At 67.7% G+C, this 17,372-nt stretch carries 15 protein-coding genes and 1 tRNA gene; 11 read left to right on the forward strand and 5 right to left on the reverse strand.

The window, feature by feature from the left end:
• Nucleotides 1-21: 21 nt before the first annotated feature.
• The 3 genes from aspT (ABT367_RS09145) to ABT367_RS09155 all read right to left on the reverse strand — a co-directional run bounded on the left by aspT (ABT367_RS09145) (nucleotide 22) and on the right by ABT367_RS09155 (nucleotide 3,804).
• Nucleotides 22-1,725 (reverse strand): aspartate-alanine antiporter, encoded by a 1,704-nt coding sequence (aspT, locus tag ABT367_RS09145; protein ID WP_352251162.1) that lies wholly within the window; start codon nucleotides 1,723-1,725, stop codon nucleotides 22-24.
• Between the two features lie 72 nt (nucleotides 1,726-1,797).
• Nucleotides 1,798-3,477 (reverse strand): aspartate-alanine antiporter, encoded by a 1,680-nt coding sequence (aspT, locus tag ABT367_RS09150; protein WP_352251164.1) that lies wholly within the window; start codon nucleotides 3,475-3,477, stop codon nucleotides 1,798-1,800.
• 243 nt (nucleotides 3,478-3,720) lie between these two features.
• Nucleotides 3,721-3,804, reverse strand: a tRNA-Leu gene (locus tag ABT367_RS09155).
• A gap of 453 nt (nucleotides 3,805-4,257) precedes the next feature.
• Between ABT367_RS09155 and ABT367_RS09160 the strand changes: the two genes are divergently transcribed.
• The 4 genes from ABT367_RS09160 (at nucleotide 4,258) to ABT367_RS09175 (ending at nucleotide 8,668) form a co-directional block, all read left to right on the forward strand.
• Complete coding sequence (locus tag ABT367_RS09160; protein WP_352251166.1) at nucleotides 4,258-5,100, forward strand: DUF3662 and FHA domain-containing protein; 843 nt, start codon at nucleotides 4,258-4,260, stop codon at nucleotides 5,098-5,100.
• 10 nt (nucleotides 5,101-5,110) lie between these two features.
• Nucleotides 5,111-5,626 (forward strand): FHA domain-containing protein FhaB/FipA, encoded by a 516-nt coding sequence (locus ABT367_RS09165; RefSeq protein ID WP_352251168.1) that lies wholly within the window; start codon nucleotides 5,111-5,113, stop codon nucleotides 5,624-5,626.
• A gap of 90 nt (nucleotides 5,627-5,716) precedes the next feature.
• Nucleotides 5,717-7,231: a PP2C family protein-serine/threonine phosphatase gene (locus ABT367_RS09170; protein WP_434975432.1), complete on the forward strand. Its 1,515-nt coding sequence runs from the start codon at nucleotides 5,717-5,719 to the stop codon at nucleotides 7,229-7,231.
• Nucleotides 7,232-7,252: 21 nt separating this feature from the next.
• Complete coding sequence (locus ABT367_RS09175) at nucleotides 7,253-8,668, forward strand: FtsW/RodA/SpoVE family cell cycle protein (RefSeq protein WP_352251171.1); 1,416 nt, start codon at nucleotides 7,253-7,255, stop codon at nucleotides 8,666-8,668.
• Between the two features lie 94 nt (nucleotides 8,669-8,762).
• Here the strand turns inward: ABT367_RS09175 and ABT367_RS09180 are convergent, their stop codons facing one another.
• A complete protein-coding gene (locus ABT367_RS09180) occupies nucleotides 8,763-8,984 on the reverse strand; it encodes a hypothetical protein (protein ID WP_352251173.1) in 222 nt (73 codons plus the stop codon).
• A 369-nt stretch (nucleotides 8,985-9,353) separates the two neighbouring features.
• Here ABT367_RS09180 and ABT367_RS09185 point away from each other — a divergent pair, with 369 nt between their 5' ends.
• Nucleotides 9,354-10,817 (forward strand): peptidoglycan D,D-transpeptidase FtsI family protein, encoded by a 1,464-nt coding sequence (locus tag ABT367_RS09185; RefSeq protein ID WP_352251175.1) that lies wholly within the window; start codon nucleotides 9,354-9,356, stop codon nucleotides 10,815-10,817.
• A gap of 147 nt (nucleotides 10,818-10,964) precedes the next feature.
• The gene (gene pknB, locus ABT367_RS09190; protein WP_352251178.1) at nucleotides 10,965-12,971 is read left to right on the forward strand and encodes a Stk1 family PASTA domain-containing Ser/Thr kinase; all 2,007 of its coding nucleotides are present in this window, start codon (nucleotides 10,965-10,967) and stop codon (nucleotides 12,969-12,971) included.
• Nucleotides 12,972-13,061: 90 nt separating this feature from the next.
• Here pknB and crgA read toward each other — a convergent pair whose 3' ends face one another.
• Nucleotides 13,062-13,319, reverse strand: a complete 258-nt coding sequence (crgA, locus tag ABT367_RS09195) for a cell division protein CrgA (protein ID WP_165333752.1) — start codon at nucleotides 13,317-13,319, stop codon at nucleotides 13,062-13,064.
• A gap of 152 nt (nucleotides 13,320-13,471) precedes the next feature.
• On the opposite strand from crgA, the gene ABT367_RS09200 reads away from it, so the two are divergent.
• Genes ABT367_RS09200 through ABT367_RS09220 form a run of 5 tightly spaced genes read left to right on the forward strand, consistent with a single transcriptional unit; the run spans nucleotide 13,472 to nucleotide 17,355 of the window.
• Entirely contained in the window at nucleotides 13,472-14,239 is a 768-nt protein-coding gene (locus tag ABT367_RS09200; protein WP_352251180.1) for a DUF881 domain-containing protein, read from the forward strand.
• A 55-nt stretch (nucleotides 14,240-14,294) separates the two neighbouring features.
• Entirely contained in the window at nucleotides 14,295-15,008 is a 714-nt protein-coding gene (locus tag ABT367_RS09205; RefSeq protein ID WP_352251246.1) for a class E sortase, read from the forward strand.
• 54 nt (nucleotides 15,009-15,062) lie between these two features.
• On the forward strand, nucleotides 15,063-15,260 hold the full coding sequence (locus tag ABT367_RS09210; RefSeq protein WP_352251182.1) for a hypothetical protein: 198 nt from the start codon (nucleotides 15,063-15,065) through the stop codon (nucleotides 15,258-15,260).
• Nucleotides 15,257-15,904, forward strand: coding sequence for an aminodeoxychorismate/anthranilate synthase component II (locus tag ABT367_RS09215; protein WP_352251184.1), 648 nt, complete (start codon nucleotides 15,257-15,259; stop codon nucleotides 15,902-15,904). Before ABT367_RS09210 ends, ABT367_RS09215 begins: the two co-directional genes overlap by 4 nt.
• Complete coding sequence (locus ABT367_RS09220) at nucleotides 15,901-17,355, forward strand: class E sortase (protein WP_352251186.1); 1,455 nt, start codon at nucleotides 15,901-15,903, stop codon at nucleotides 17,353-17,355. The genes ABT367_RS09215 and ABT367_RS09220 overlap by 4 nt, the downstream gene beginning before the upstream one ends.
• Nucleotides 17,356-17,372: the final 17 nt, after the last annotated feature.

Raw genomic sequence — 17,372 nt, forward strand, 5'->3', positions numbered from 1 at the left:
GCTCCCTGGAAGTCCGTGAGGTCAGTGGTGCAGGAGGACGATGACGGCGCCCCAGATGGTCAGGAGCACATTGCCGATGGCGTACGGGACGGTGTAGCCGAGCGTCGGCACCTGGGACCGCGACTGTTCGTTGACGGCCCCGATCGCGGCCGTGGTGGTCTGGCCGCCGGCCAGGACGCCCATCAGGATCGGGAAGCGGATCTTCTGGATGTGATGGCCGACCAGGAACCCGACGATCAGCGGGATCAGGGTGGCGACGGCGCCCCAGAGCAGCAGTCCCCAACCGGCCGTGGACAGGCCGGAGGTGAAGCTCGGGCCGGCGTTCAGGCCGACGACGGCGATGAACAGACAGAGACCGAGCGTGTCCATGAACCACTGGGCACCCGGCGGTACGTTGCCGAAGGTCGGGTACTTGCCGCGGATCCAGCCGAAGACCAGGCCCATGATCAGCGCACCGCCCGAGGTGGACAGCGAGATCGGCACACCTCCCGCCGTCAGCGCGGGAATGCCGATGCAGCCGCCGAGGAAGATCCCGAGCCCCACCCAGATCATGTCGGTGGCGAACGAGGTGGGCACCGGCTTGCCGATCGCCGCACCCGCCGGATCGACCAGCCGCCTGGGGCCGGTGAGGATCAGGGTGTCCCCGCGTTCGATCTTCGTCGAAAGCCGGTACGGGAACTCGGAACCCGAGCGGTACAGCTTGTCGATGTAGACGCCCACCATGAACGGCTCGGCCCGCAACTCGGCGACGGTCTTGCCCAGTTGCTCCTTCTCCGAGGCGATCACGTGCAGCGTCTCGGTCTGGTAGCCGAGCAGTTCGGCGTCATCGGCCTCGGCACCGATATGCGTACGGGCGTCATAGGTGACCAGATCGCCGCGCAGCGCGCTGACCGCGACGATGTCGCCCTCGGCCAGCACAAGGTTCTGATCGTGCTCGAGGACCTTGCCGTCGCGCCGCACATTGGTGAGGTAGATGCGCCGGCCCAGCTCCTTCTGCTGATTCTCGAAGTCCTGAACCGTACGGCCGACCACATCGGGCCGCTGCACGGTGTACGCGCGCAGCACCACCTCGTAGTAGCCCTCGCCCAGATCGGGGTTCCCGGCCGGTACGTCCAACTCCGCGGCCAGCTGGGCGGATTCGGCGGCCAGGTTCCTGCGGTAGAGCCGGGGCAGGACATTGGCGAGCAGGAGCGCGCACAGGATGGTGCCGAGCGGGTAGCAGACGGCATAGCCGACGGCGACGAGGTTCTGCTCGTCCTTGATCTGGTCGGCGGACAGGCCCGGCAGGTTACTGATGGCGTCCTGTGCGACACCGATGACGGCCGACTGCGTCAGCGCCCCGCCGAGGAAGCCGGCGCTCAGGCCTGGCCCGTATCCGAGCATCGAGACGAAGCCCCAGGACACGAGCAGGCCGGTCACACAGACCACCACGGCGTTGATGACCTGTGGAACGCCGTCCTTCTTCAGGCCCTGGAAGAACTGCGGCCCGACCCGGTAGCCGAGGGCGAACAGGAACATCGTGAAGAACAGGTTCTTCACCGTGCCGTCGATCGTCACCTTGAGCTGCGCGCCGAGCAGCAGCCCGGCGATCAGACAGCCGGTGACCGCACCGAGCGCGATCGCCTTGTAGCGCAGCTTCCCGAACAGGAAGCCGATCGCGACCGTGAGGAACACCAGCAGCTCCGGATGGGGCTGGAAGATGTTCCGGTTGAGGAAATCGATCATGACGGGTCTCCCTCGCCGCAAACCACCACGCGTGCCTCCTCGCCGCAAGCCACCACGCGCGCGCCCTTGCCGCTAGGCACCGAGAATCCCGACGAGCACCGGACCGGTCAGGGGCAGCAGGAAGTTCGAGAGTGCGTACGTGATCGTGTAGCCGAGCATCGGCACGGAACTCTGTGCCGTCTGCGTGATCGCCGTGATCGCGGGCGTGGAGCACTGCTGGCCCGCGATGGCGCCGAGCAGCAGCGGCGTCTCGATCTTCATGAGCTTGCGGCCGACGATCAGCGAGATCGTGGCCGGGATCAGGACCATCGCGATCCCGGCGAACGGCAGCAGCGCCCCGTACTCCTTGAGCAGCGGCCCGGCCTGCGGCCCCGACACCAGGCCGGTGCAGGCGATGAAGACCGCCAGGCCCATGTCCTTGATGGTGGTCGCGGCCTGCGGCGGGAACGCGCCGAAGGTCTGCTTGCGGGAGCGGAACCAGCCGAAGAGCAGCCCCGAGATCAGACAGCCGCCGCCGGTGCCGAGCGACATCGGCACATCGCCGAACCTGACCACGATCTGCCCGATCAGTGAACCGACCGCGATACCGAGACCCAGATAGATGAAGTCGGTCGCGTCGTTCTTGACGACCGCGCCGAGCTTGTCGGTCAGCTTGCCGAGGCCCGAACGGGCACCCGTCAGCGACAGCACATCGCCCCGGTGCACCACGGTGTCACCGTTCGCGGGCATCACCTGATCACCGCGGACAACCTCCGTCACGTAGACGCCGCCCTTGATGAACTCCGGGTGGTCCAGCTGCAGCTGGTCGATGTTCTTGCCCTCGGCCGCCTTGTCGGTGACGGCGACCTGGGTCGTGGCCAGCGGGGAGTCGAGCCCGGGCACGCCGGGCGTCTCCACGCCGACCTCGCGCCCGGCGTCGATGACATTGGCCCGCCGCCCCACGATCAGGACCAGGTCGGACAGCGTCAGCTCGAGTTCGGGCGACGGGGTGAGCACCTTGCTGCCCCGCTTGATCTGCTCGACGGTGACCCGGCCGCCCATGGCCTGCTCCAGGTCGCCGACCGTACGGCCGTCCCCGGCGGTCACCAGATAGGTACGCCCGACCAGACCCGGCAGGGCGGGCCGCTCATCATGCTCGAGCGTCCCGGAACCGCCGCGCATCCGCTCCCACAGTTCGCGCGAGGCCTCCCGCAGATCGGTCCGCAGCAGCCTCGGCATGATCTGGCTGGTGTAGAGGACGATCGTGACCAGGCCGAAGAGATAGCAGACGGTGTACGCGGTGGCCACATGCCCCTGGTACTGGGTGATCTGGTCCGGGGTCAGCCCGTCGAGCTTGCCGATCGCCTCGGTGGCCGTACCGACGACCGCGGACTCGGTGGCGGCGCCGGCGAGGATGCCGGAGGCCGTACCCACGTCCAGGTCGAACGCCTTGGCCAGGCCGATGGCGATGGCCAGGACGCAGACGACCTCGATGGCGCACAGCGCGAAGAAGCGCAGGCTCTTGCGGTTCAGGTTCGCGAAGAACTGGGGCCCTGCCATGTAGCCGAGCGCGAAGATGAACAGCGCGAAGAACACGGTCTTCACATCGTCCGACACCGAGGCCTTCGTCCACGCCCCGATCAGCAGGGACACGATCAGCGTGCCGCAGATGCCGCCCAGGGTGAGGGGTCCGACCCGGAGCTTGCCCACGAGATAGCCCAGGGCGAGGGAGATGAAGAGCGCGAATTCCGGATGGTCCTTGATGACGCCCATGGCCGCTCAGGTCGTCTTCGCTAGAGAAGCGCGGAGTGAGGAATGTCCCATATGCGAAACCTAAGGGCCGCCTTGGGGAGCTGCTCTGCCGTAGACGCCCGTTCGGGCTGCCGCCCCGCTCCGTGACAAGCCCCACGCGCCCGCAGGCGGCAAGGCCCCGCGTGACAAGCCCCACACCCGAGGCGTACGCGGACACAGCAAGAAGCCCGGCATCGTGATCACGATGCCGGGCTTCCCTATTTGTGCGCGAGGGGGGAGTTGAACCCCCACGCCCTTTCGGGCACTGGAACCTGAATCCAGCGCGTCTGCCTATTCCGCCACCCGCGCATGGGTGTTGCCGTCTGGCTTCTCGCTCCCTGGGGAGCGCCTGGCGACATCTGAAGATTAGCACGCCGGACAGGGTGGGTTCACATCCCTTTGGGCGGGCACCTGCCTTCTGTGGACTGCCCGCGCCCCACGTTCGTACGTCCTCGTCCGTCCACCCCGAAGGGGAGCTTCACGAGTGCGGGACACTGTCTGGGACCCCCCTCTACGATCCGTGGAGGCGCGGGCACCGAACCACTGCGGGAGACCCCCGCAAGGAGCGGTACAAGAGCGGCACAAGAGCTGTAGAGGACATACGGAGACGCAGTCGCGCAGACGTGGCACCAACCGGCGGCCCCGGCCGTTGTGAGAGGCGACACCCCTGCGCAGGGCAGAGAAGGGGAACCAGCCGATTTCCCGGCGCGTGGATACGATCAGTAAGCAGTACCAGGACGACAACGACGGAGGAGGTGCCCCATGGGAGTCCTGAAGAAGTTCGAGCAGCGACTCGAAGGTCTGGTCAACGGCACCTTCGCCAAGGTGTTCAAGTCCGAGGTCCAGCCGGTCGAGATCGCAGGCGCCCTGCAGCGCGAGTGCGACAACAACGCGACGATCTGGAACCGCGAGCGGACCGTCGTACCCAATGACTTCATCGTGGAGCTCAGCCCGCCCGACTTCGAGCGGCTGAGCCCCTACTCGGGCCAGCTCGGCGACGAGCTGTCCGGCATGGTGCGCGATTACGCGAAGCAGCAGCGCTACACCTTCATGGGCCCGATCAAGGTGCACCTGGAGAAGGCGGACGACCTGGACACGGGTCTGTACCGGGTGCGCAGCCGCACGCTGGCGTCCAGCACCTCGCAGGCGGGCCCCGCTCCGGCGGCCCCCGCACCGCCGGCCAGACCCCAGGGCGGCCAGGGCGGCTACGGCTACCCGCCGGCCGCCGCCCCTCCGATGCCCGCGGCCCCGCCTCCCGGCGGCGGTCGCGGACCGGCGCCCGCACGCCCCCAGCAGGGTGGGGCGGGCCCGCTCCCCGGTGCCCAGACGCGGCGCTGGATCGAGATCAACGGCCAGCGCCATCAGATCTCCCGCCCCACTCTGGTCCTCGGCCGGAGCACCGAGGCGGATGTACGGATTGACGACCCCGGCGTCTCGCGCCGGCACTGTGAGATCCGGACCGGAACGCCCTCGACGATCCAGGATCTCGGGTCTACCAACGGCATCGTGGTAGACGGGCAGCACACCACCCGCGCTACGCTCCGCGACGGCTCGCGGATCGTCGTGGGCAGTACGACGATCATTTACCGACAAGCCGAAGGGTGAAGCGGGGGCAATGTCAGAGCTGACCCTGACGGTCATGAGGCTGTGTTTTCTGGCAGTCCTGTGGCTGTTCGTGTTCGTGGCCATCCAGGTCATCCGCAGCGACCTGTTCGGCACGCGAGTCACGCAGCGCGGTGCGCGGCGGGGGGCCGACGCGCGCCCGGCTCAGGGCCGGCAGCAGGCTGCTCCCACGCCGCCGCGCCAGCAGAGCGGCGGCGGCCGCCAGCGCCGGGGTGCGCCGACCAAGCTGGTCGTCTCCGAAGGCACCTTGTCCGGCACCACCGTCGCGCTCCAGGGCCAGACGATCACGCTGGGCCGTGCGCACGATTCGACGATCGTGCTGGACGACGACTATGCGTCGAGCAGGCATGCCAGGATCTACCCGGACCAGGGCGGCCAGTGGATCGTGGAGGATCTCGGGTCCACCAACGGCACTTATCTCGACCGGACCCGTCTGACCACCCCGACGCCGATCCCGCTTGGCGCGCCGATCCGCATCGGCAAGACCGTCATCGAGCTGCGGAAGTAGTACGAGAATGAGCGAGCGGAGCGAGCGAGCCGACCAGACCCGCACCGCGGGTCTGAGCGCGCTCCCGACCGGAGGGTGGGCGCTGTGCGGATGTACCCGGAGTCTGAGTCGACGGGGCAGGTGCGCATGAGTCTGTCACTGCGCTTTGCCGCCGGATCGCATAAAGGCATGATCCGCGAGGGCAACGAGGACTCGGGTTACGCCGGTCCCCGCCTCCTCGCCATCGCCGACGGCATGGGCGGCCAGGCCGCCGGCGAGGTCGCCTCCTCCGAGGTCATCTCCACGATCGTGGCGCTCGACGACGACATCCCGGGCTCCGACATCCTGACGTCCCTCGGCGACGCCGTGCAGCGGGCCAACGACCAGCTGCGCGTCATGGTCGAGGAGGACCCGCAGCTCGAAGGCATGGGCACCACGCTCACCGCCCTCCTGTGGACCGGCCAGCGGCTCGGCCTCGTACACGTCGGCGACTCCCGCGCGTACCTGCTGCGCGACGGCGTCCTGACGCAGATCACGCAGGACCACACCTGGGTGCAGCGCCTGGTCGACGAGGGCCGGATCACCGAGGACGAGGCGACCACGCATCCGCAGCGCTCGCTGCTGATGCGCGCGCTCGGCAGCGGCGACCATGTCGAGCCCGACCTGTCGATCCGCGAAGTGCGCGCCGGCGACCGCTACTTGATCTGCTCCGACGGCCTCTCCGGTGTGGTCTCGCACCAGACCATGGAGGAGACCCTCGCGAGCTACCAGGGCCCGCAGGCCACCGTGCAGGAGCTGATCCAGCTCGCGCTGCGCGGCGGCGGTCCCGACAACATCACGTGCATCGTGGCCGACGTCCTCGACATCGACGGCAACGACACCCTCGCCGGGCACATCACGGACACCCCCGTCGTCGTGGGCGCCGTGGCCGAGAACCAGCAGCAGCTGCAGGACAACGGGGCCATGCAGACCCCTGCGGGCCGCGCCGCGAGCCTCGGCCGTCCGGTTCCCCCGCAGCCTTCTGGCGGCGGCTTCGGACCGCCCGGATCCGGCGAGCAGGACGCGTACGCGCCCGAGGGCGGCTTCGGGGCGTACAGCGACGAGGACTTCGTCAAGCGCGGCGGCCGCGGGAAGTGGATCAAGAGATCGCTCTTCCTCGTCATCGTGCTCGGCGTCATCGGCGGTGGTCTGTACGCGGGCCACCGCTGGACGCAGACGCAGTACTACGTCGGGGCCAACGAGGGCCATGTCGCGCTGTACCGCGGCATCAGCCAGGACCTGGCCTGGGTCAGCCTGTCCAAGGTGGAGAAGGACCACCCGGAGATCGAGCTGAAGTACCTGCCGCCGTACCAGCGCAAGCAGGTCGAGGCGACGATCGCCGCCGGCGGTCTGACCGAGGCCAACAACAAGATCAAGGATCTCGGCACCCAGGCGTCCGCCTGCAAGAAGCAGGAAGCACAGCGCAAGGCCGAGGACGAGAACAACGCGCGCACCGGCGAGGGCGAAGCCGGCGGTACCGACGGCGGCACCAAGAACCAGAGCGCGAACAAGGCGCCCTCACCCACGCCCGGCCCCAGCCTCTCCGAGGAGGAGCAGCAGCTGGTCGGCAACTGCGACAGGAGTTAGGGCGCAGGGGGCCCATCAGGCATGAGTAGTAGTACGACACACACTTCGACGATCGGTGCCATCGGCGCACCCAGCAGGCGCAACACGGAGCTGGCACTCCTTGTCTTCGCCGTGCTCATCCCCGTCTTCGCGTACGCCAACGTGGGGCTCGCGGTCAACGACGAGCTGCCCACCGGCATGATCGGCTACGGCCTCGGCCTCGGCCTGCTCGCCGCGGTCGGGCACCTTGTGGTGCGCAAGTTCGCCCCCTACGCGGATCCGCTGCTGCTGCCGCTGGCGACGCTGCTCAACGGGCTCGGTCTGGTGCTGATCTGGCGGCTCGACCAGTCACCGCGACTCATCGCGCGTGCCGAGAACCTCTTCGGTTCCTTCACCCCGGACGCTCCCAAGCAGCTGATGTATTCGGCGATCGGTATCGCACTGTTCGTGGCGATCCTGCTGCTCCTCAAGGACCACCGGATCCTGCAGCGCTATACGTACATCTCGATGGCTGTCGCGCTGGTTCTGCTGGCTCTGCCGATCTTCTTCCCCGCGGTCAACGGCGCGAAGATCTGGATCAGCCTCGGTCCGTTCTCCATCCAGCCCGGAGAGTTCGCGAAGATCATCATCGCGGTCTTCTTCTCCGGCTACCTGATGGTGAAGCGCGACGCCCTCGCCCTGGCCAGCCGACGCTTCATGGGTCTGTATCTGCCGCGCGGACGTGACCTCGGCCCGATCATCACGATCTGGGCGATGAGCCTGATGATCCTGGTCTTCGAGACCGACCTCGGTACCTCGCTGCTGTTCTTCGGCATGTTCATCGTGATGCTGTACGTCGCCACGGAGCGCACCAGCTGGATCGTCATCGGCCTGCTGATGTCGGCCGCGGGTGCGGTCGGCGTCGCCAGCTTCGCAAGCCATGTCCAAGCGCGTGTGGACGCCTGGCTGCACCCGTTCTCCGACACGGTCATGCAGCAGAGCGACCAGGTCGCCCAGTCCCTGATGGCCTTCGGCTCCGGTGGCGTCCTCGGTACCGGCTGGGGGCAGGGCAACTCCGACCTGATCGGCTTCGCCGCCAACTCCGACTTCATCTTCGCCACAGTCGGCGAAGAGATGGGTCTGGCGGGCGTGATGGCGTTCCTGCTGCTCTACGGCCTGATCGTCGAGCGCGGCGTGCGCACCGCCCTCGCCGCCCGCGACCCCTTCGGCAAGCTCTTCGCGATCGGCCTGTCCGGCGCGTTCGCCATCCAGATCTTCGTCGTGGCCGGCGGCGTCATGGGCCTCATCCCGCTGACGGGTATGACGATGCCGTTCCTGGCGGCCGGTGGTTCCTCCGTGATCGCCAACTGGGCCCTGATCGGCATCCTCATCCGTATCAGCGACACAGCCCGCCGTCCCGCGCCCGCCCCCGCGGCGAGCTCTGACGCGGAGATGACTCAGGTGGTCCGGCCCACGTGACGGAGTCGCCGGCAGCCGTCGGCGAGGAGCAAACAACAAGTCGCCCCGCCCGGATCCCGGGCGGGGCGACTTGTTTCGGCGTCAGGACAGAACGTCAGTCGGCCTGAGTGGTGTCGACCGTCACCTTATCGACGCCCAGGACGTTCACATCCGCGTTGTTGATCGCCTTGATGTAGAACCGGTAGTCACCCGCAGGGAGGCCGGTCCAGACACCCGTGCTCGTCTGATCCGCACCGCCCGTGAAGCATTCCGTGAAGTGCTTGGTGTCGTAGTAAGTGTCCGGGAAGGTGTCCACCCGAACCAACTGCACATCCACACTGGCATTGCCGGAGAAATCAGTCGTGCACTTATAGAAATGCAGCTGCGAATTTCACTGGCCTACGTCGCAAATGCGCTCGTCGCACCGAATGCAAGCACCGCGCCGGTCACGCCCGCCACGGAAGCCCCTTACCGGACAACCCGCGTTCATTTTTTACACGGGGTCCACACTTCATCGCAAACAAAGAATATTGCATTGGCGAAATAAGTTCCCCCTCGAAACGAATTGAACGGATGTCCACATTGAGAGAAATGCCAATTTTTAAGCACCGAAACAAATCATGTACGATCTGCACTCAATGAACCAAACCCCCACAGCGCAAAGTCGGCTCCCTCACGGACGAGCCCGGCGATGGAGTAGGAGCCCGTGAACAAGCCCCTGCGGCGGATCGCCCTGTTCTGCGGTCTGCTCGTGCTCGCCCTGCTCATCCGCGACAACTGGCTCCAGTACGTCAAGGCCGACGAGCTGCGTACGCATGAGAAGAACCGGCGCGTGCTCATCGAGCGCTATGCGCAAAAGCGCGGTGACATCATCGTCGACGGAAAGTCGATCACCGGTTCCGAGCGGACCACCGGCAGCGACTTCGCGTACAAGAGGACGTACAAGAACGGCGAGATGTGGGCGCCGGTGACCGGCTATGCCTCGCAGGCCTACGGTGCCACCCAGATCGAGTCGCTCGAGGACGGCATCCTCACCGGCAACGACGACCGGCTCTTCTTCCGCCGCACTCTCGACATGGTGACCGGCAAGAAGAAGGAGGGCGGCAACGTCGTCACGACGCTGAACGGGGCCGCGCAGAAGGCCGCGTTCGAGGGTCTCGGCAACAAGAAGGGCGCCGTCGCCGCGATCGACCCGTCGACCGGCGCGATTCTCGCGCTCGCCTCGACCCCGTCGTACGACCCCTCGGTCTTCGCCGGCAACAGCAAGGACGACGAGAAGGCCTGGACGTCGCTCGAGAGCGACAGGAACAAGCCGCTGCTCAACCGGGCGCTGCGCGAGACCTACCCGCCGGGCTCGACGTTCAAGGTGGTCACGGCCGCGGCAGCACTCGAGCACGGGCTCTACACGGACCCCGACGAGAAGACCGAGTCGCCGCTGCCCTGGACGATGCCGGACACCAGGACCCAGCTGAAGAACGAGGGGAACTACCCCACCTGCAAGGACGGTTCGCTGCGCGAGGCGCTGCGGATCTCCTGCAACACCGTCTTCGGCAAGATCGGTTCGGATCTCGGCAAGGACAAGATGCTCGAGACCGCGGAGCAGTTCGGCTTCAACGAGGAGCAGTTCGTCCCGGTCCGCGCCACCGCGTCCAACTTCCCGAAGGAGATGGACCGGCCGCAGACCGCTCTGTCGTCCATCGGCCAGTTCGAAACGGCGGCCACCCCGCTGCAGATGGCCATGGTCGCCTCGGCGATCGCCAACGACGGGCGGCTGATGGAGCCGTACATGATCAGCGAGCTGAAGTCGCCCGGCCTGGACACCATCGAGCGGCACAGCCCCAGGGAGCTGAGCCGCCCGCTGTCCGGGGAGAACGCGCAGAAGCTGCAGGACATGATGGAGACCGTCGTCAAGTCCGGCACCGGCACCAGCGCCCAGATCCCCGGCGCCACGGTCGGCGGAAAGACCGGTACCGCCCAGCACGGCATCGACAACAGCGAGAAGCCGTACGCGTGGTTCCTGAGCTATGCGAAGACGGCGGACGGTTCGCCGGTCGCGGTGGCCGTGGTGGTCGAGGACAGCGACGCCCACCGCGAGGACATCTCCGGTGGCGGTCTCGCCGCCCCGATCGCGAAGAACGTGATGCAGGCGGTTCTCAACGGGAGCAAGTGACGCCGGTCACTGCGGTACCGGTCCTGTATCAGACCACCGCTGCGGCCAGATCATGCTAGAGCGGGCCGGTACGGTATGCCGGGACAGCACACCGCCGGACCACACATGGGTGCGGTCGGGACTGACGGAGAGGGCTGGTAGGTAGCTATGGAAGAGCCGCGTCGCCTCGGCGGCCGGTACGAGCTGGGCCAGGTGCTCGGCCGTGGTGGCATGGCCGAGGTCTACCTCGCGCATGACTCCCGCCTCGGTCGCACCGTCGCCGTGAAGACGCTCCGGGTGGATCTCGCCCGCGACCCGTCGTTCCAGGCCCGGTTCCGCCGTGAGGCCCAGTCCGCCGCCTCGCTCAATCACCCGGCGATCGTCGCGGTCTACGACACCGGCGAGGACTACGTCGACGGGGTCTCCATCCCGTACATCGTGATGGAGTACGTCGACGGCTCGACGCTGCGCGAGCTGCTGCACTCCGGGCGCAAGCTGCTGCCCGAGCGCGCGCTCGAGATGACCGTCGGCATCCTGCAGGCCCTGGAGTACTCGCACCGCGCCGGCATCGTCCACCGCGACATCAAGCCCGCGAACGTCATGCTGACGCGCAACGGCCAGGTCAAGGTGATGGACTTCGGCATCGCCCGCGCCATGGGCGACTCCGGTATGACGATGACCCAGACCGCGGCCGTCATCGGCACCGCCCAGTACCTCTCCCCGGAGCAGGCCAAGGGCGAGCAGGTCGACGCGCGCAGTGACCTTTATTCAACCGGATGTCTGCTTTACGAGCTGCTCACCGTACGGCCGCCGTTCGTCGGCGACTCCCCGGTCGCGGTCGCGTATCAGCACGTACGGGAAGAGCCGCAGCCCCCGTCGGTCTTCGACGGCGAGATCACGCCCGAGATGGACGCCATCGTCCTGCGCGCGCTGACCAAGGACCCCGACTACCGCTACCAGTCCGCCGACGAGATGCGCGCCGACATCGAGGCCTGCCTCGACGGCCAGCCGGTCGCGGCCACTGCGGCGATGGGCGCGGTCGGCTACGGCGGCCACCCGGACGACCAGCAGACGGCGATGCTCCGCCCGCAGAACGGCGGCGCGCAGACCTCGATGCTGCCCCCGATGAACCCGGACGACGGCGGCTACGGCTACGACGACCGCCCTGACCGGCGCCGGCAGAAGAAGGGCGGGGCCTCGACCGCCCTGCTCGTGCTCGCGGGCGTGCTCGTGCTCGTGGGCGCGATCCTGATCGGGCGCGTGGTGTTCAGCGGGAACGACACCGAGAAGCCCTTCGACGTCCCGACCTTCGTGGGCCAGACGCTGCAGGCGGCCGAGAAGCAGGCCTCGAACGTGGGGCTCGAGCTCGATCCGACCAAGAAGGAGTGCGAAAAGTACCCCAAGGGTCAGATCTGCGACCAGGACCCGAAGAGCGGCAAGGTCGAAAAGGGCGACACCATCAGCGTGGTCGTCTCCACGGGTGCGCCCAAGGTCTCCGTGCCCAGCGTGATCGGTGACAACATCGATGACGCGCGCGACAAGCTCGAGGGCGATGAGTACGGGCTCAGGGTGACGGTCAAGCAGAAGGAGGTCTCGGGCGAGGAACCGGGGACCGTCCTCGAGCAGGACCCGACCCGGGGCACCGAGGTCGAGAAGGGCTCGGAGATCACGCTCACGGTCGCCAAGGAGAAGGCGCAGGAGACCGTTCCGAACGTGGTCGGCCAGCAGCTCGACCAGGCCCGCAAGGCCCTCGAGGACCTCGGGTTCAGCGTCGAGGTGCGGGAAGAGCCGCGCGGCGACGTCCCCGAGAACCAGGTCACCAGCCAGACCCCGACCGCGAACACCCCGGTGGACAAGGGCTCCACGGTGACGCTGACGGTGGCGAAGGCGCAGGAGCAGGTCGCGGTGCCGCAACTGGCGACCATGAAGCTCAAGGACGCGCGCAAGGCCATCGAGGACGCCGGACTCACCGTCGGCCAGATCAACGGCCCGCGTGACGACGAGTCGATCGTGCTGATCTCCAACCCGCCCGGCGGCACACAGGTTCCCTCCGGTACGCCTGTGAGCCTCAACACCACCGACGGCGGTGGCGGCAACGGCGGCAATGGCGGCGACGGCGGGGGCGACGGCGGCATCTTCGGCCAGTCCGGCCTCAGCCGCAGCGAGGACGAGTAGCACCCGGCAGGACGCACGACAAAGGGCCGGCCCCCTCCCAGAAGGAGGGGGCCGGCCCTTTTCACATGCTGCGGTCCGTCCGGCAGACGGTTACTTCCACTGCGTCGAGACGCCGAACCCCGCCGCGATGAAGCCGAAGCCCACGACGATGTTCCAGTTGCCGAGCGCCTCGATGGGCAGCCGGGTGTCCGTGACGTAGAAGATCACGATCCAGGCGAGGCCGATGAGGAAGAGTGCCAGCATCACCGGGGCGACCCAGCTGCGGTTGGTCAGCTTGATGGCGGTCGACTGCTTCGACGACGGCGGCGGCGTGTAGTCGGCCTTCTTGCGGATACGTGACTTCGGCACGAGGGTCTCTCCTGTCGATGCGCTGCGTGGCCGCGCAGGGAACGTTGTGGCTGGCCGCGCCGAGCGGGCGGGGCACATATGGGGGACCACTTGCTTCCCCCGGGCGTCCGTTAGCGTAGTGCTTCCGCGGCGCCGTAAGGAGTAAGGGTACGTTGAGCAATTCTGCCGACAGCCCCGACGAGGGCCGCCGATCGGGGCGGCGGCCGGTGAGAGTGCTCACCGCGGGCGTCTTCGCGCTCGCCGGACTCATCTTTGTCACGAGTTTCAACACCGCCAAAGGCACCAATATCCGTACGGATGCCTCGCTGCTCAAGCTCTCCGACCTGATTCAGGAGCGCAGCCACAAAAACGGCCGGCTCGAAGAAGATCTCGGTTCGCTGCGGGGCGATGTGGACGCGCTCGCCGCGCGGGACAACGGCGCCTCCGCCGAGGAGGAGGCCAAGCTCAAGGCCCTGGAGAAGGAAGCCGGCACCAAGAAGCTGCGCGGCGACTCCGTCTCCGTCACCCTGGCCGACGCCCCGCCGGACGCGACGGCCAAGCTCCCCGGCTACCCCGAGCCGTCCCCGAACGACCTGGTGATCCACCAGCAGGACCTCCAGGCCGTCGTCAACGCCCTGTGGAAGGGCGGCGCCGAGGGCATCCAGGTCATGGACCAGCGCCTGATCTCGACCTCCGCGGTGCGCTGCGTCGGCAACACCCTGATCCTGCAGGGCCGCGTCTACTCGCCCCCGTACAAGATCACGGCCGTCGGCGAACCCGGGAAGCTCAAGAAGGCGCTGAACGCCTCCCCCGAGATCCAGAACTACCTGCTCTACGTGAAGGCGTACGGCCTCGGCTGGAAAGTCGACGAACCGGGAGCAGTGACTCTTCCCGGCTACTCGGGCACAGTGGATCTCCATTACGCGAGCCCAGTCGAATAACGAGCCAGTCGAACAACGAGGTAGCCGTCCGTCGGGGAGGGACCGGCCCGTGTCGGTGCGAGTGATCGTCAGGACCTTCAGCGAACTGTGCATCACCTTCGGCGCGTTGATCGTGCTGTTCGTGACCTATGTCCTCTATTGGACCGGCATCAAGGCCGACGCCGCGATGGACAGCCAGATCGACCAGCTGAACGACCGCTGGGCGAACGGCGCGATGACCGGCGCGGAGCTCGAAGCCGCAGGCGGCAGCAGCGATGTGACGGACGACGAGAACCCGCCGCCGCCGGATGCGTACGAGGACGGCAAGCCGTTCGCCGTGATGTACATCCCGCGGCTCGGCGACAACTGGACCAAGCCCGTCCTGGAGAACACGAAGACCGGCACCCTGAAGAAGGGCCTCGGCCACTACGCGAGCACCGCGCAGCTCGGCCAGAAGGGCAACTTCGCGGTGGCCGGCCACCGGCGCACGTACGGCGACCCGTTCAAGGACTTCCCCAAGCTGCGCAAGGGCGATGCGGTGGTCCTGAACGACGGGCGGACCTGGTTCACCTACCGGATCGACACGAACAAGCCGTACAAGACGCTGCCCGGCGACGTGGCCGTGATCGACCCGGTGCCGCGTAAGTCCGGTTTCGACGGACCTGGCCGTTATCTCACGTTGACGACCTGTGAGCCCGAGTGGGGGCACAGCCACCGGCTGATCGTCTGGGCACATCTTGATTCCACTCAGCCTGTGGACGCCGGGAAACCCGAGGCGCTGCGCCGTTAGGCTGGTGGCGTACGTCAACGGAAGGGACGGGCGTACGTCTACGGAAGGGACAGCATGTACGGCTGGATCTGGCGGCACCTGCCGGGCAATGCCTGGCTGAAGGCACTCCTCTCGCTCGTGCTGGTGCTCGGCGTGGTCTACCTCCTCTTCCAGTACGTCTTCCCGTGGGCGGAGCCGCTGCTTCCGTTCAATGACGTGACGGTCGACGAAGGCATGGGGGCCGTGACCCCGGTGGGGCCGGTGGTCCTGTGAGCTCGCGCACCACCCGCGTCCTCGTCGTCGACAACTACGACAGCTTCGTCTTCAACATCGTCCAGTACCTGTACCAGCTGGGCGCCGAGTGCGAAGTCGTGCGCAATGACGAGGTGTCCACGGCGCACGCCCAGGACAACTTCGATGGTGTCCTTCTGTCGCCGGGTCCCGGTGCGCCCGAACAGGCCGGTGTCTGCATCGAGATGGTCAAGCACTGCGCCGCGACCGGGGTTCCGGTCTTCGGCGTCTGCCTCGGCATGCAGTCCATGGCCGTCGCGTACGGCGGTGTAGTGGACCGCGCGCCGGAGCTCCTGCACGGCAAGACCTCGCTCGTACGGCATGAGGGCGCCGGTGTCTTCGCCGGGCTGCCCTCGCCGTTCACCGCGACCCGCTACCACTCGCTCGCCGCCGAGCCGGCCGCCTTCCCGGCCGAGCTCGAGGTCACCGCGCGCACCGAGGACGGCATCATCATGGGCCTTCGCCACCGTGAACTTCCGGTCGAAGGCGTGCAGTTCCACCCCGAGTCCGTACTGACCGAGCACGGTCACCGGATGCTCGCCAACTGGCTGGTGCAGTGCGGCGACACGGAGGCGGTGGCCCGCTCGGAAGGCCTCGCACCCGTCGTGGGCAGGGCCTCGGCGTGACCTCCACGCGTCCCGAACAGGGCGGTTCCCCGCACGACGATGCGTACGGGGACCGTGCCTCGTTCGAGGCCGCGGTCGACGGGCTCGACGATCCGCTGAACGATCCGCTGCCGGGCCGGCACCCTTCGCCCTGGTTCCGCACGGCCGCTCCCCAGCCCGAGGCACCCGCCGCCCAGCCGCAGGAGGAGTGGTACGACCCGCAGGGGTACCAGCGGGACTGGTACGGGGAGCAGGGGCCCGGGCCGACGTCGTACGGGACGGGGCACGGTGAGGGGGCGGCGTACGGCTCCTCCGCGGACGGCTCTTCGTACGGCTCCGCTTACGACCCCGGGTACGCCGGCTCGTACGACAACTCCCAGGCGTACGGCGGCGGGCAGAACCCCGCATACGACACCCGGCCGCCCACGTACCAGGACCCGATATCGCAGGCCGCCGCCCACCGGCCGCCCATGGACGCCGCCGCCTACGAGGCGATGTACGACCACACGCAGTCGGTGCCGGCCGTCTCCGGTGAGACCGTGAGCCTCGGCGCCACCGCACCGCCACCCGTCTCCGGCGAGACGATCGGCCTGCGCCAGCGGTCCGGCGCGGGCGGCTCACGCCCGATGCACCGCATCGCTGACGACCCGCGTCCGAGCCACACCGCCGCGGACACCGAACGCCCCGGCGACGACGAGACCGTCGGTCTGCGCACCTCCGACACCCGGCGCGCGGCCCTGAGGCGCCAAGTACCGGGCCTCTCGCGCCTGGAGGCCCGCCGCGCCGAACGCGCCAAGCGGCCGAGCCCCGCGGTGCTCGCCAGCCGGGCGCTCGGCGAAGTGTTCATCACCATCGGCGTCCTGATGCTGCTGTTCGTCACGTACCAGCTGTGGTGGACGAACGTCCTCGCCGGCCAGCAGGCGGGCGCCGAGCGCAACAAGATCGAGGAGGGCTGGGCGAACGGCAAGGGCAAGCCCGGCGCCTTCGAGCCCGGCCAGGGCTTCGCCATCATGTACATCCCCAAGCTCGATGTGGTCGTGCCCATCGCCGAGGGCATCAGCAAGCCCAAGGTGCTCGACCGCGGCATGGTCGGGCACTACGGCGAGGAGAGCATCAAGACCGCGATGCCCGGGGACAAGAAGGGCAACTTCGCGGTGGCCGGCCATCGCAACACCCACGGCGAACCGTTCCGCTACATCAACAAGCTCGAGCCGGGCGACCCGATCATCGTCGAGACGCAGGACACGTACTACGTCTACAAGATGGCGAGCATCCTGCCGCAGACGACGCCCGACAACGTCTCGGTCCTGAACCCGGTCCCCAAGGGTTCGGGCTTCACCAAGCCGGGCCGGTACATCACGCTGACCACGTGTACGCCGGAGTTCACCAGCACGTATCGCATGATCGTCTGGGGGCAGCTGGCCGAGGAACGGCCTCGCGACAAGGGCAAGCCCAGCGCGCTGGTTGAATAGACCGCACATCTCATACG

Source organism: Streptomyces mesophilus, from assembly GCF_040300965.1.
Classification (GTDB): Bacteria; Actinomycetota; Actinomycetes; order Streptomycetales; family Streptomycetaceae; genus Streptomyces; species Streptomyces mesophilus_A.